This is a genomic window from Geodermatophilus sp. SYSU D00965, assembly GCF_054050075.1.
The window spans coordinates 1-12,835 of the sequence record NZ_JBJGYQ010000046.1 but is presented as its reverse complement, the minus strand read 5'-3'; the positions used below and the strand labels follow the sequence as shown (position 1 = coordinate 12,835).

The 12,835-nt window shown below is 74.7% G+C and carries 13 protein-coding genes; 11 read left to right on the top strand and 2 right to left on the bottom strand.

From position 1 onward, the window contains the following. From ACI789_RS24290 to ACI789_RS24255, 8 genes are all read left to right on the top strand, one after another. The coding region (locus ACI789_RS24290) for a phosphopantetheine-binding protein (protein ID WP_457012118.1) at positions 1-671 on the top strand (671 nt) is incomplete at its 5' end. Positions 672-706: 35 nt separating this feature from the next. Beyond that, positions 707-1,726 carry a TauD/TfdA family dioxygenase gene (locus tag ACI789_RS24285; RefSeq protein WP_457012117.1) on the top strand — a complete coding sequence of 340 codons (1,020 nt, stop codon included), beginning with the start codon at positions 707-709 and terminating at the stop codon, positions 1,724-1,726. A gap of 35 nt (positions 1,727-1,761) precedes the next feature. Beyond that, on the top strand, positions 1,762-2,796 hold the full coding sequence (gene sbnB, locus ACI789_RS24280) for a 2,3-diaminopropionate biosynthesis protein SbnB (protein WP_457012116.1): 1,035 nt from the start codon (positions 1,762-1,764) through the stop codon (positions 2,794-2,796). Positions 2,797-2,848: 52 nt separating this feature from the next. Further along, the gene (locus tag ACI789_RS24275) at positions 2,849-3,721 is read left to right on the top strand and encodes an NAD(P)-binding domain-containing protein (RefSeq protein WP_457012115.1); all 873 of its coding nucleotides are present in this window, start codon (positions 2,849-2,851) and stop codon (positions 3,719-3,721) included. A 44-nt stretch (positions 3,722-3,765) separates the two neighbouring features. Then, the gene (locus ACI789_RS24270; protein ID WP_457012114.1) at positions 3,766-5,481 is read left to right on the top strand and encodes an acyl-CoA carboxylase subunit beta; all 1,716 of its coding nucleotides are present in this window, start codon (positions 3,766-3,768) and stop codon (positions 5,479-5,481) included. An 11-nt stretch (positions 5,482-5,492) separates the two neighbouring features. After that, entirely contained in the window at positions 5,493-5,693 is a 201-nt protein-coding gene (locus ACI789_RS24265) for an acyl-CoA carboxylase subunit epsilon (RefSeq protein WP_457012113.1), read from the top strand. Positions 5,694-5,865: 172 nt separating this feature from the next. Then, entirely contained in the window at positions 5,866-6,066 is a 201-nt protein-coding gene (locus ACI789_RS24260; RefSeq protein ID WP_457012112.1) for a hypothetical protein, read from the top strand. 181 nt (positions 6,067-6,247) lie between these two features. Then, entirely contained in the window at positions 6,248-7,504 is a 1,257-nt protein-coding gene (locus tag ACI789_RS24255; RefSeq protein WP_457012111.1) for a heparan-alpha-glucosaminide N-acetyltransferase domain-containing protein, read from the top strand. Between the two features lie 85 nt (positions 7,505-7,589). Here the strand turns inward: ACI789_RS24255 and ACI789_RS24250 are convergent, their stop codons facing one another. Next, positions 7,590-8,774: a dipeptidase gene (locus ACI789_RS24250; protein ID WP_457012110.1), complete on the bottom strand. Its 1,185-nt coding sequence runs from the start codon at positions 8,772-8,774 to the stop codon at positions 7,590-7,592. Between the two features lie 8 nt (positions 8,775-8,782). After that, positions 8,783-10,216 carry a LytTR family transcriptional regulator DNA-binding domain-containing protein gene (locus tag ACI789_RS24245; RefSeq protein ID WP_457012109.1) on the bottom strand — a complete coding sequence of 478 codons (1,434 nt, stop codon included), beginning with the start codon at positions 10,214-10,216 and terminating at the stop codon, positions 8,783-8,785. 163 nt (positions 10,217-10,379) lie between these two features. On the opposite strand from ACI789_RS24245, the gene ACI789_RS24240 reads away from it, so the two are divergent. From ACI789_RS24240 to pqqA, 3 genes are read left to right on the top strand one after another with little or no spacing between them, the layout of a single operon-like run. After that, positions 10,380-10,844 carry an MSMEG_3727 family PQQ-associated protein gene (locus ACI789_RS24240; RefSeq protein WP_457012108.1) on the top strand — a complete coding sequence of 155 codons (465 nt, stop codon included), beginning with the start codon at positions 10,380-10,382 and terminating at the stop codon, positions 10,842-10,844. 13 nt (positions 10,845-10,857) lie between these two features. Further along, positions 10,858-12,573, top strand: a complete 1,716-nt coding sequence (locus ACI789_RS24235; protein ID WP_457012107.1) for a PQQ-dependent dehydrogenase, methanol/ethanol family — start codon at positions 10,858-10,860, stop codon at positions 12,571-12,573. A 5-nt stretch (positions 12,574-12,578) separates the two neighbouring features. Beyond that, entirely contained in the window at positions 12,579-12,701 is a 123-nt protein-coding gene (gene pqqA, locus ACI789_RS24230) for a pyrroloquinoline quinone precursor peptide PqqA (RefSeq protein ID WP_456916732.1), read from the top strand. Positions 12,702-12,835: the final 134 nt, after the last annotated feature.

Sequence of the window (12,835 nt, the reverse complement as noted above, 5' to 3'; positions counted from 1 at the left end):
CCGACGGCAAGCTGGAGTTCCTCGGCCGCCGCGACAGCCAGGTCAAGATCGCCGGTTTCCGGATCGAGATCGGCGAGATCGAGAACACCCTGCTGCGCACGCCGGGCGTCCGCGACGGCGCGGTGGTCGTCGCCGAGGCGGCCGACCGCAGCCGGCACCTGGTGGCCTTCTACTCCGGCCCGCGGCCGCTGGAGGTCGACGAGCTGCGGGCCCGGCTGGCCGCGTCGCTGCCGGTCTACATGGTCCCGAAGGCCGTCCACTGGCAGGAGTCCCTGCCGCTGACCGCCAACGGCAAGATCGACAAGAAGGCGCTCACCGCCCTCGCCGCGGACCTCGCCGCCGTCGACGGCGACGCACCAGCCCCGGCCACGCCGACCGAGCAGCGGGTGGCCGCCGCCTGGGCCCAGGTGCTCGGCATCGCCGAGGACCAGATCGGCCGCGAGGACTCGTTCTTCGAGCGCGGGGGCACGTCGCTGACGGCGGTGAAGCTGGCGATCGCCCTGCACCGGGCGGTCTCGATCAAGGACGTCGTCGCCCACCCCGTCCTGGCCGACCTCGCCACCCTCGTCGACGCCAGGTCCTCGGGCGGTCCCGGCCTCCCCGCGACGCCCCCGGAACCGGCTGCCACCGGCGCCGCGACGTGCCGGCCCGCATCGGTGGGACCCCGGTGACCGCCGCCCCTGCACCCCGACCGGAGGACCCCGACGTGTCGTCGTACCCCGCGGCAGCACTGCCCGCCGTGGACCTGCAGCCCGGCCGCCCTCCGCTCGTGGAGGTCGGGGCCACCGGCGACGCGGCGGGCTGGGCGACCGCGCACCGGGACGCCGTGCGCGCGGCGGTCACCGAGCACGGCGCGCTGCTCGTCCGCGGCCTCGGGCTGGCCGACGCCGGCACCGTGGCCGCCGTCCTCGGCCGGCTGGCCGACCGGCTGGTGCCGGAGCGGGAGGCGTTCGCGCCCCGCGAGCCGGCGGTCGACGGCGTGTACTCGACCACGCCCTGGCCGGCGAACCAGCAGATGTGCATGCACCACGAGCAGAGCTACGCCCTGGAGTTCCCCGGGCTGCTGCTGTTCGCCTGCCTCGTCGCGCCGACGGCGGGCGGAGCCACCCCGCTGGCCGACGCGGCGGCCGTCCTCGGTGCGCTGCCGCCCGGGCTCGTCGAGCGGTTCGAGCGGCACGGCTGGCTGCTGACCCGCACCTACAACGACGAGATCGGCGCCTCGTGGGCCGAGGCCTTCGGCACCGACGACCCCGCCGCCGTCGAGCGGTACTGCCGGGCGGCCGCGATCGAGTTCGCGTGGCAGCCCGACGGCGGCCTGCGCACCCGGCAACGGCGCAGCGCCGTGGTCCGGCACCCGGTCACCGGGGCGCGGTGCTGGTTCAACCAGGTCGCCTTCCTCAACGAGTGGACCCTCGCCCCGGAGATCCGCGAGTACCTCGTCGAGGTCTACGGCGAGGACGGGCTGCCGTTCACCACCCGCTTCGGCAACGGCGACCCGATCGGCGCCGACGTCGTCGCGACGATCAACGAGGCGTACGAGGCCGCCACCGTGGCCGAGCCCTGGCAGGCCGGCGACCTGCTGCTCGTCGACAACACCCGCACCGCGCACGGCAGGCAGCCGTTCGAGGGCCCCCGCGAGGTGCTCGTCGGCCTGGCCGACCCGGTGCACCTGACCGACCCGGTGCACCTGACCGACCCCGCTCCGACCGTCGAGGTGGCCCGGTGACGGCCACCCGCGGACCCGACCCCAGGGAGACCCCCGTGCCCCACCCGACCGCCGTGCCGTCGTTCGCCGTCATCTCCGGAGGGCAGGTGCAACAGGCCCTCGCCGGCCGCGAGAAGGAGGTCGTCGACCTGGTCGAGGCCACCTACCGGCTGCACGGCGCCGGGGACTCGGTCAACCCGCCGTCGTACTTCCTGCGCTTCCCGGACCGGCCGTCGTCCCGGATCATCGCCCTGCCCGCCTCGATCGGCGGGGACGTGCGGGTGGACGGCCTGAAGTGGGTCTCCAGCTTCCCGGACAACGTCGCGGCCGGGATCCCGCGGGCGTCGGCGGTGCTGATCCTCAACGACCACGACACCGGCTACCCCTTCGCCTGCCTCGAGGCCTCGGTCATCAACGCCACGCGCACGGCCGCCTCGGCCGCGCTCGCCGCCGACCGGCTCTCTCGGGGCCGGCCGCGGCCCACCCGGGTCGGCTTCTTCGGCGTCGGGCTGATCGCCCGCTACATCCACACCTTCCTGGCCGGCACCGGCTGGACCTTCGACGAGATCGGCGTCCACGACACCGCGCCCGCCAGCGCGGCCGGCTTCCGTGGCTACCTCGAGCGGACCGGGACGGCGGCGACGATCACCGTGCACGACACCGCCGAGGACCTGATCCGCTCCAGCGACCTGGTCGTCTTCGCCACCGTGGCCGGCACGCCGCACGTCTCCGACCGGTCCTGGTTCGACCACGACCCGCTGGTCCTGCACGTGTCCCTGCGCGACCTCGACCCCGAGATCCTGCTCACCTGCGCCAACGTGGTCGACGACGTCGAGCACTGCCTCAAGGCCGACACCTCGCCGCACCTGGTCGAGCAGCGCACCGGCAGCCGCGACTTCCTCACCGGCACCCTCGACGACGTCCTCACCGGCCGGGTGACCGTGCCGGCCGACCGGCCGGTCGTCTTCTCCCCGTTCGGCCTCGGGGTGCTCGACCTCGCCGTCGGCAAGTACGTCTACGACGAGGTGACCCGCGCCGGCGACCTGCGGGTCGTCGACGACTTCTTCACCGAGCTGCGCCGCCATGGCTGAGCGCAGCAGCGTGCCCACCCACCGAACGTCCACACCCGAACGAGGAGACGTCATGTGCCGTACGACCAGTGTCGGTGTGATCGGCCTGGGGGCCACCGGGCGGACGGTCACCCGCCGGCTGCTCGACCACGGGTTCGAGGTCACCGTGCACGACCGCGACGCCTGGACGGTGACGACGATGGTGGAGACGGGGGCGAAGCCGGCGCGCATCCCGGCGGACGCGGCCGAGCCGGCCGACCTCGTCTTCGTCTCCGTGCCCGACGAGGCGGCCGCCGACGAGGTGCTGTTCGACCTCGGGGGAGTGGGCGAGACGCTGCGCGACGGCGGGATCGTCGTCGTGCCCTCCTCCACGGGCCCGGTCTTCGTCCTCTCGGCTGCCGCGCGCCTGGCCGCGTTCGGGGTGCACACCGTGGAGGCGTGGTTCGTCGGGGACGCCGGCGGCACGGCGACCACCGTGTTCGCCGGTGGCAGCTGCGAGGGGTTCACGGCGGCTGCCCCGGCGCTCGAGGCGGCGGCGGAGCGCGTCGTGCACGTCGGTCCGCTGGGCTCGGTCTGCGCGCTGAGGGCCGCCGTGGAGTCGCTGGGACGTCCTCCTGCGGCGACCCCCGTCGGCGGCGACGCGCTGCCCCGCCCGAGGCGCGGCGGGAGGACGGACGGTGCGCCTCCGGGCGTCCTGACCCTCGACGAGCTGTCGGGCGTGGTGGACACCGTGCGCCGGCGGGAGCAGCGACCGGAGTCGCGCGGAGCGGCGGTCGAGCCCCGGTCCGGGGCCAACTGCCTGGGGCTCGGGTCGACGCAGTTCCAGGACGTCATCGCCGAGCTGGAGCGCAGCTGCGGCATCCCCCTGCTCCGGGAGGCCGCGCAGTGCAGCACCCCCGCGGAGCTCGTGGCACTGGTCAACCGGCAGGTGACGTCGGGCGTGTGACCGGCCCCGCCGCCGACGGTCACCTGGAGAACTGAGGAGAGCGCGTGCTGACGAACGGGTGGAACGGGTCGGCCTGGCCGGTGGAGGACGCCGGTCATCCGCACCCCCACACGAGGAACCGGGGCGAGGGGACGCACCAGGCGTCGGTCACGCCCCTGCGGCCCCGCCGTGAGGGAGCGGCGCACCCGGCCCCACCGGCCCGGCCGGAGCCACCCGGGTCCCTGCGGGAGGCCACCGCCCGGGTGGCGCGCCGCCGGCGCGAGGCGGTGGAGGGACCGGCCGCGTCGACGCGGCCGCGCACCCCCGGGAAGCTGACCGCGCGGGAGCGGATCGACCTGCTGCTCGACGAGGGCTCCTTCGTCGAGGTGGGCCCCTTCGCCCGGCACCGGGCGACCGGGTTCGGCATGGAGCGCCGCCGTCCGGACACCGACGGGGTGGTGACCGGCTGGGGCACGGTCGACGGTCGGCGGGTGTGCGTCTTCGCGCACGACCCCCGGGTCTTCGGCGGGGCGCTCGGGGAGGTCTTCGCCAGCAAGATCCACACGGTGATGGACCTGGCCGAGTCCATGGGCGTGCCGATCGTCGGGCTCAACGAGGGCGGCGGCGCGCGCATCCAGGAGGGCGTCGACGCCCTGGCCGGGTTCGGCGGCATCTTCCGGCGCAACGTGCGCGCCTCGGGGGTCATCCCGCAGATCTCGGTCGTGTTCGGCGCGTGCGCGGGCGGGGCCGTGTACTCACCGGCGCTCACCGACTTCGTCTTCACCGTCCGCGACGCGGCGAAGATGTTCATCACCGGCCCGGACGTCGTCGCGGCGGTGACCGGAGAGCGGATCAGCCCGGAGGACCTCGGCGGAGCGGCCGTCCACGCGACCCGCACCGGCGTCTCCACCTTCGTCTCCGACGACGAGGAGAGCTGCCTGGAGGACGTCCGCCACCTGCTGTCCTTCCTGCCCGCCAACAACCAGGAGGAGCCCCCGGCGGCGGCGTCGTCGGACCCGGCGGACCGGTCCTGCGAGGCGCTGCTCGACGTCGTCCCCGTCCAGCCCCACCGGGCCTACGACGTCCGGGACGTGATCGCCGAGGTCGTGGACGACGGCGACTACCTCGAACTGCACCCGCAGTGGGCCCGCAACATCGTCTGCGCGCTGACCCGGCTCGGCGGTGCGGTGGTCGGCATCGTGGCCAACCAGCCCTCGGTGCTCGCCGGGGTGCTCGACATCGACGCCGCGGAGAAGGCCGCCCGGTTCGTCCGGACCTGCGACGCCTTCAACATCCCGCTGGTGACCCTGGTCGACGTCCCCGGCTTCCTCCCCGGGGCCGAGCAGGAGCACGCCGGGATCATCCGGCGCGGCGCGAAGCTGCTCTACGCCTACTGCGACGCCACCGTGCCCCGGATCCAGCTGATCCTCCGCAAGGCCTACGGCGGCGCCTACATCGTCATGGACTCCAAGGCCGTCGGGGCGGACCTCTCCTTCGCCTGGCCGTCCAACGAGGTCGCCGTCATGGGGGCCGACGCCGCGGCGAGCATCATCTTCCGCAAGGAGATCGCGGCCGCCGAGGACCCCGAGGCGACGCGGGCGGAGCTGGTGTCGGAGTACGCCGACCGGCTGATGACCCCCTTCGCCGCGGCCGAGCGCGGCCTGGTGGACGACGTCGTCGACCCGCGGGACACCCGCGCGGTCCTCATCCGGTCCCTGGCGCTGCTGCGCTCCAAGCGGCAGGTGCTGCCGCACCGCAAGCACGGCAACGTGCCGCTCTGACGGGGGCGCGCGTGGACCCGGCACTGGTCTCGATCAGCAAGGGCGAGCCCACGGCGGAGGAGCTCGCCGCGCTGCTCGCCGTGCTGCAGGTGTGCACGGCGGCGCCCCGGCCGCCGGCCGGCCCGGGGACGGACCGGCGCGTCCCGCGGGCTCCGCGACGCTCGTGGCAGGGCCCGGCGTCGTGGTCGCCGGGGCTGCGCGCCTGGCGGTGACCCCCGCCCCGCCGGGGGGTCTGCCCCCGCCGGGGAACGGGGGTTCGCGGAGGCGGCAGGGGGGTCAGCGCGATGTCCCGCGGGTCCGGGTCCGACGAGTCTTCTCCCCAGGAGAACTCGACAGACCACCGTTCCCGGAGAGCACTCCGGGAACGCCACCGGGGAGATCGCGATGAACACCTACGACCCAGCCGACGGCATCGTCCACGTCCACATGGCCGCGCAGCCGGACCCGTGGAGCCAGCCGGTCATCCAGGCGCGGCGGTGCAACACGCTGCCGGCCGGCTACGCCAACCAGTCCCCGCGGACCCGGTTGCGGTCGGAGACCCGGTCGGCCCGCGTGCCGTCCTCCCTCGCCCGCCGCACCGCGTGAGCACGGCGCCGTCGGCGCCGCACCACCGGCAGATCCCGGACACCACCACCCATCGCTGGTCCGGCACCAGCCGTACCGGCACCAGTCGTTCCAGCACTCGAACCGAGGAGACCGTGTATGTCGAGGAAGCCGTGCACACCGTCCGCCGAGATCGTGGCGACCGCGGGGCGGGAGGTGGGTCGTGGCTGACGCGCCCGCCGCGACCCTCGCCCCCGTCGTGACCCCGCCGCCGCCCGGCGGACCGCCGAAGGCGCGGTTCCAGGGCGTCGACATCGCCCGCGGGGTCGCGCTGATCTCGATGCTCGCCGCCAACGTCGTCGAGGCCTCGATCGGGGACGACGGCCGCCCGACGCTGGCCGGGATGACGGTGATCGGCCGGTCGGCGACGATGTTCGTGATGGTCGCCGGCATCAGCCTGGCCTTCCTCTCCGGCGGGCGCCGCCCCGTGGCGGGGATCGCCCGGCGGGCGGCCCGGGCGAACATCGCCGTCCGGGCGCTGTGCATCGGGACCATCGGCCTCGCCCTCGGGTACGTCGCGCCCGAGGAACTCGGCATGATCCTGACCTTCTACGGCGCGTTCTTCCTGCTGGCCATCCCCCTGATCGGCCTGCGGCCGCGCACCCTCGTCGCCATCGCCGGTGCCCTGGTCGTCATCGGCCCGCTGGTCCTGATGGCGGCGGACGAGCTGGGCCTGGAGGACGCGTTCGACCCCTATCCGGTCCTGACCTCCCCGTTCACCCACCCGGGAGACCTGGCCGCGCTGGTGCTGGTGACCGGCACCTTCCCCGCGGTCACGTACCTGGCCTACATCTGCGTGGGCCTGGCCATCGGCCGGCTGGACCTGTCCTCCTCGAAGGTCGCCGTCCGCCTGCTCGGCGGCGGGCTGGTGCTGTCGCTCGCCGCCTGGTTCGCCTCGGAGGTGCTCATCGGGCGCCTCGGGGGCCTGCAGGCCCTGCTCGCCGTCAGCGACGACGGGACGACCCCGACCGAGATCGTCTGGGACGCGGGCCTGGAACCGTCGTGGTGGTGGCTGGCGCTGCGCGTGCACCACTCCGGCACCCCGCTGGACATGCTGCACACCACCGGCACCGCGGTGGCCGTGCTGGGCGCCGTCCTGCTGCTGGCGAAGGTCCCCGGCGTCCGCCGCCTGCTGTGGCCGGTGGGGGTCGCCGGCGCCATGACGCTGACCGTCTACGCCGCGCACGCGGTGGTCCTGGCCACGCCGCTGTTCGGCGACGACGACCTCGCGCTCTGGCTGACCCTGGTGGTCGGTGCCCTGGTGTTCGGCGTCCTCTGGCAGCGCTGGATGGGGCAGGGCCCGCTGGAGCGGCTGGTGGCGACGGTGGCCAACCGGGCCCGCCGCGCCGTCCTGGCCGCGCCGGCCGAGTCGGGGTCCGGGTCCGGCCGGGAGCCCGAGCCGTCCGGAGCGGGGAGGTGACCGCCGGCGCCCCCTGACCGGGGGAGGACCGGTCGACGTCCCGGCCACCGTGCGACGGTGGCCGGGACGTCGCGGCGGGTGGCGGTCAGGTGCGGTCGAGGTCCTCGAGCCGCGCCGTCGACGGGGGCCGCCGGGCGGACAGGCACCGCGCGACCGCCTCGGCCTGCCGCAGCACGCGCAGCACGTTGCCGCCGACCAGCCGGACGCAGTCCTCCCGGCGCCAGCCCCGGTCGAGCAGCTCGGCGACCAGCGCGGGGTAGCAGGCGACGTCCTCGAGGCCGTCGGGGACGTCGTCGGACCCGTCGAAGTCCCCGCCGATGCCGACGTGGTCGACCCCGGCCACCTCCGCGACGTGCTCGACGTGGTCGGCCACCTCGGCGAGCACCGCGTGCGGGCGGGGGTGGGCGGCCTCGTACTCGGCGCCCACCGCGGCCCGGACCCCGGCGTCCCGCGGGTCGAGCCCGCGGCGTTCGACCTCGGCCCGCAGCCCCAGCGCCCACGCGCGGCACCGCGGCGAGACGAAGTCCGGCACGAACGTCACCATGCACACGCCGCCGTTGGCGGCCAGCCCGCGCAGCAGGTCGTCGGGCACGTTGCGGGGGGTGTCGCACAGCGCCCGGCCCGCCGAGTGCGAGAACACGACCGGCGCCTCGGCGACCGCCAGGGCGTCGCGGGCCGTGGTCGCCGCCACGTGGGACAGGTCGACCAGCACCCCCAGCCGGTTCATCTCCCGCACGACCTCCCGCCCGAACGGGCTGAGCCCCCCGACCGCCGGGACGTCGGTCGCCGCGTCGGCCCACGGGACGTTGACGTTGTGCGTCAGGGTCAGGTACCGGACGCCGAGCGCGTGCAGCGCGCGCAGCACGCCCAGGGAGTTGGCGATGGAGTGGCCGCCCTCGGCGCCCAGCAGCGAGGCGACCCGGCCGCGGGAGAACGCGGCCTCGACGTCGTCGGCGGTGAGCGCGAGCTCCAGGTGGTCGGGGTGGCGGCGGACCATCCGGTGGACGAGGTCGACCTGTTCCAGGGTGGCGGTCACCGCCGCGTCGCCCTGCAGGGCGCCCGGGACGTAGACCGACCAGAACTGGCCGCCGACCCCGCCCCGGCGCAGCCGCGGCAGGTCGGTGTGCGTCCCCGCCACCGGCGCCGCGAGGTCCACCCGGTCCAGGTCGGCGCCGAACCGGGTGCGCAGCGCCCAGGGCAGGTCGTTGTGGCCGTCGACGAGCGGGGAGTGGCGCAGCAGCTCGCGGGCGCGGTCGAGGGAGGCGCTCACCCCGGCGCCTACAGACCGAGCGCCTGGCGGACCCGCGGCACGTGCCTGCGGGCGACCGGCACGGTCTCGTGGCGGCGGGTGTCGGTGGACAGGTACAGCGCGCCCTTGAAGCCCGGCTCGATCTCCCGCACCCGGCCGAGGTTGACCAGGAAGCGGCGGTGGACGCGCAGGAACCCGCGGCCGCCGAGCTGCTGCTCGAGGCGGTCCAGGCCCCGGACCGCGGCCAGCAGCCGGCCCTGGTCGCTCACCAGCCAGACGTTGTCGTGGTCGGTCTCGGCGTACCGGATCTCCCGGGGGTCGAGGAGGACCCACCGGGCGTCCCGCAGGGCGACGACCCGGTCGGGGAACGCGTGCGGGCCGGGGAACCCCGGGTCCGCGTCGCCCAGCAGCTCCGGGGAGCCGGCGCCGTCGGTCGCGCGGAAGGCCAGCAGCGCGCCGATCACCTGCGACCCGTCGAACACCGGCCGGACGCTGACCGGCAGCGGCTGGTCGAGGAAGGGGACGTAGAGCTGCGTCGACCCGCACCACCCGGCGTCCTGCCGGGCCCGCGCGGTCGCCCGCCGGGTCAGCTCCAGCACGGCGGGGACCTGCGGCATCCACCGGTCCGACGGTGCGTAGGCCGGGGCGTCCGCGGGCGTGCCCAGCAGGACGGCGGCCTCGGTGTTGGCCAGCACGACCTTGCCGACGGTGTCCACCGCGGCCAGCGGCGTCCCCGGTGCCTCCCGGGCGTCGGCCAGGGCCGCGGCGAGCAGGGTGCCGGTGTGCCGGGCCCGCCGGCGCAGCGTGGCCTCGGTGGCCGCGGCGGCGGCGCGCAGCCACGGCAGGACGGCGTCGGGCAGCGGCGTGCGCCAGCGGGAGATGTTGAGGGCGGCCAGCGGGTCGTGGGTGACGACGTCGCGCACCGCGACGCCGGCACACATCCACGGGTGGAACCCCTGGCACCAGTGCTCCGGCCCCCGGACCAGGACGGGGTGCTGGCTCTCCAGGGCGGTGCCCATGCCGTTGGTGCCGCTGGCCCGCTCCGACCACGCCGACCAGGTGGCCAGGTTACTGTCCGCGGCCAGGGTCAGCAGCCGCCGGCTGCCCCACGCCGCCAGGACGTGGCCGTCGCAGTCGGCCACGCTGACCAGGGCGTCGTCGCCGGCCTCCCGGGCCGCCGCGGCGGCCAGGCCGCCCAGCTCGGCGAACACCACGTCGTGCTCGATCGAGTGCGGGGTCCCCTCGGCAGCGGCCGGCGCCCGTTCCAGCTCCGGGCTGACCTCGTACTCCTCACGGCAGCGGTACCAGGACACGAGGATCTCGGGGCGGACGCCGTGGACGCCGTCCGCGCCGGCCGCGAACTCCTCCCGCGCCGCGGCGATCCGCCGGAGGCTCTCGTCGGAGAGCGCCGCCCCGTTCGTCGCGGGGGACGCGCCGGTCGTCGGCTCTTTCGCGCCGTTCATCCAGATCCCCTAGGGCTGGGGGGAAGACCGATCCCAGGATCGTGCCGCGGTCGCCTGATCCGAGGCTAGCCACCGGCGGACGGTGTTCCAACGGCCTCCGGCGCGGCGGCAGGGAGACCGCGTCGGCCCCGGCCGACACGTCCACCACGAGGAGGTGGGGTCCTTGGCGACCCTCACACCGGACCGGAACGAGTTGTTGCGCAAGTTCGGGCTGGACAGGCAGAACGACGGGACGCTGGGCCGGCTGCTGGCGAACGGGAACGTCGCCCAGGCCGAGGAGGGGACCGGCGGCCGGATGAGCGCCACGATCCGGATCCCACCCGACCAGCTCGTCTGGGACCCCTCGGTCCTGGTCATGTCGCACGGCGGCGAACTGGAGATCGAGTTCGTCAACGACGACCAGAACACCCACTGCGCGCTGGTGCCCAGCAACGGGGACAGCCAGTGGATCTGGCTGCCCAACTACACGCGGGGCAAGGTCCACGTCACCCTCGACGGCCCGGGCTACTACTGGTTCAGCTCCAACGTCGGCAACGACGAGGGGCGGGGACTGATCGGCGCGATCGTCGTGATGGGCGACGTCCCCGCGTCGGCCCGACTCGACCGCCCGCCGCAGCCCCGACCGTAGACAGGAGCAGTCGATGACCACGATCGAATACCGAGAAGCTCCGCCGGCCGTCAACTTCGGCTCCCTGACGACCGCGACGGGGACCGCGCCCCCGGTGGCGCAGGGCGTCACCTACGAGCGCCTCCTCGACGCGCGCTCCGAGTCGCAGAACTGGCTCACCTACTACGGCGCCTACGACGGGCAGCGGTACAGCCTGCTCGACCAGGTGAACACCGAGAACGTCACGCAGCTGAAGGTGGCCTGGGTGTTCAGCTTCGCCCCGCAGAGCCTGCACGCGGGCCAGTCGACCTACGCCTTCGAGAACTCCCCGATCGTCGTCGACGGCGTCATGTACGTGACGGGGTGGGACGGCTGGGTGTGGGCCCTCGACGCGAAGACCGGCCAGCTGCTGTGGCAGTACAAGCACGCCATCCCGTTCGACACCTCGCTGTGCTGCGGCAACGTCAACCGCGGGGTCGCCGTGGCGCAGGGCAAGGTGTTCGTCTGCACCCTGAACGCCCACGTGCTGGCGCTCGACGCCACCACGGGCGCGTGCCTGTGGGACGTGACCAGCGGCGACGTCCGCGCCGGCGAGAGCCTCACGATCGCCCCGCTGGCGGTGAAGGACCGGGTCGTCGTCGGCAGCTCCGGCGGGGAGTTCGGCGTCCGCGGCCACCTCGACGCCTACGACATGGAGACCGGTGAACGGGTCTGGCGCTGCTACACGGTGCCCAAGCCCGGCGAGCCGGGGTCGGAGACCTGGCCGGCCGAGGGCGAGGCCTGGGCGCGGGGCGGGGGCAACTGCTGGATCACCGGCACCTTCGACCCGGAGACCAACCTCCTGTACTGGGGCACCGGCAACCCGGCACCGGACTTCGACGGCGAGGTCCGGGAAGGGGACAACCTCCACACCGACAGCGTGATCGCGGTGGACGTCGACACCGGGGAGATCCGCTGGCACTACCAGTGCACCCCGCACGACCTGTGGGACTACGACTCGAACATGGAGTGCATCCTGTTCGAGCAGGACGGGCGCAAGCTGCTGGCCCACTTCGACAAGAACGGCTACGCCTTCGTCCTGGACCGCACCAACGGCGAGCGGGTGCGGATCTTCCCCTTCGTCGACCGGATCACCTGGGGCAACATCACCCCGAACGGCCTGGTGACGGCGAGCATCTACCCCGAGGCGGAGGGCGAGGACGTCCACTTCTACCCCGGCCCGGCCGGAGCCAAGGAGTGGACGCACGCGGCGTACAGCCAGAAGACCGGGCTGTTCTACGTGCCGGTGCAGGACACCGGCGCGACGGTCGCCCGCCGGCGCCGCGAGTTCAAGGAGAGCATCCCGTACTGGGGCGCCGCGGTCGTCGTGGACGCCGAGGACATGACGGGGTCGATCACGGCCTTCGACCCGGCCACCGGCCAGGAGGCGTGGCGCTGGCGCAACGACCTGCCGATGTGCGCGTCGGTGCTGGCCACCGCGGGCGACCTGGTGTTCGCCGGCACGCCGTCGGGGCAGTTCGTCGCGCTCGACGCCCGCAGCGGCGAGGAGCTGTGGCAGTTCAACTGCGGCAGCGGCCACCACAGCAGCCCGTGCACCTACAGCGTCGACGGCAAGCAGTACATCGCCGTGCCGGTCGGCTGGGGGGCCTGGGTCGAGGGGTTCCTGCCCGGGATGATGGGCGGCCCCCACGGCCAGGCGCTGTTCGTCTTCTCCCTGCCCGAGGGCATCGAGTCGTCCGGGGGGAGGTGACAGCCGTGGACCGCGATGACCGCGTCAGCCTGCCCGCAGCGCAGGAGTGGGAGCCACCCACGTTCGAGGAGATCCGGGTCTCCGCCGAGGTGACCGCCTACATGGGCGCCCTGGAGGAGCGCGACTGACTCCGACAGCGACCGGGAGGGGGGGGGGGGGGGGGGGGGGGGGCGCCGCCCCCCCCCCCCCCCCCGCCCGGCGGGCGCGCCGTCGCCCAGTAGGTGGGGGGGGGGGGGGGGGGGGGGGGGGGGGGGGGGGGCCG

Bases quoted from the DNA above. Each gene is read 5' to 3' on its own strand.
- ACI789_RS24275 (WP_457012115.1), top strand. From the start codon at position 2,849: ATGTGCCGTACGACCAGTGTCGGTGTGATCGGCCTGGGGGCCACCGGG.
- ACI789_RS24245 (WP_457012109.1), bottom strand. From the start codon at position 10,216: ATGAACGGCGCGAAAGAGCCGACGACCGGCGCGTCCCCCGCGACGAAC.
- ACI789_RS24235 (WP_457012107.1), top strand. From the start codon at position 10,858: ATGACCACGATCGAATACCGAGAAGCTCCGCCGGCCGTCAACTTCGGC.
- ACI789_RS24260 (WP_457012112.1), top strand. From the start codon at position 5,866: ATGAACACCTACGACCCAGCCGACGGCATCGTCCACGTCCACATGGCC.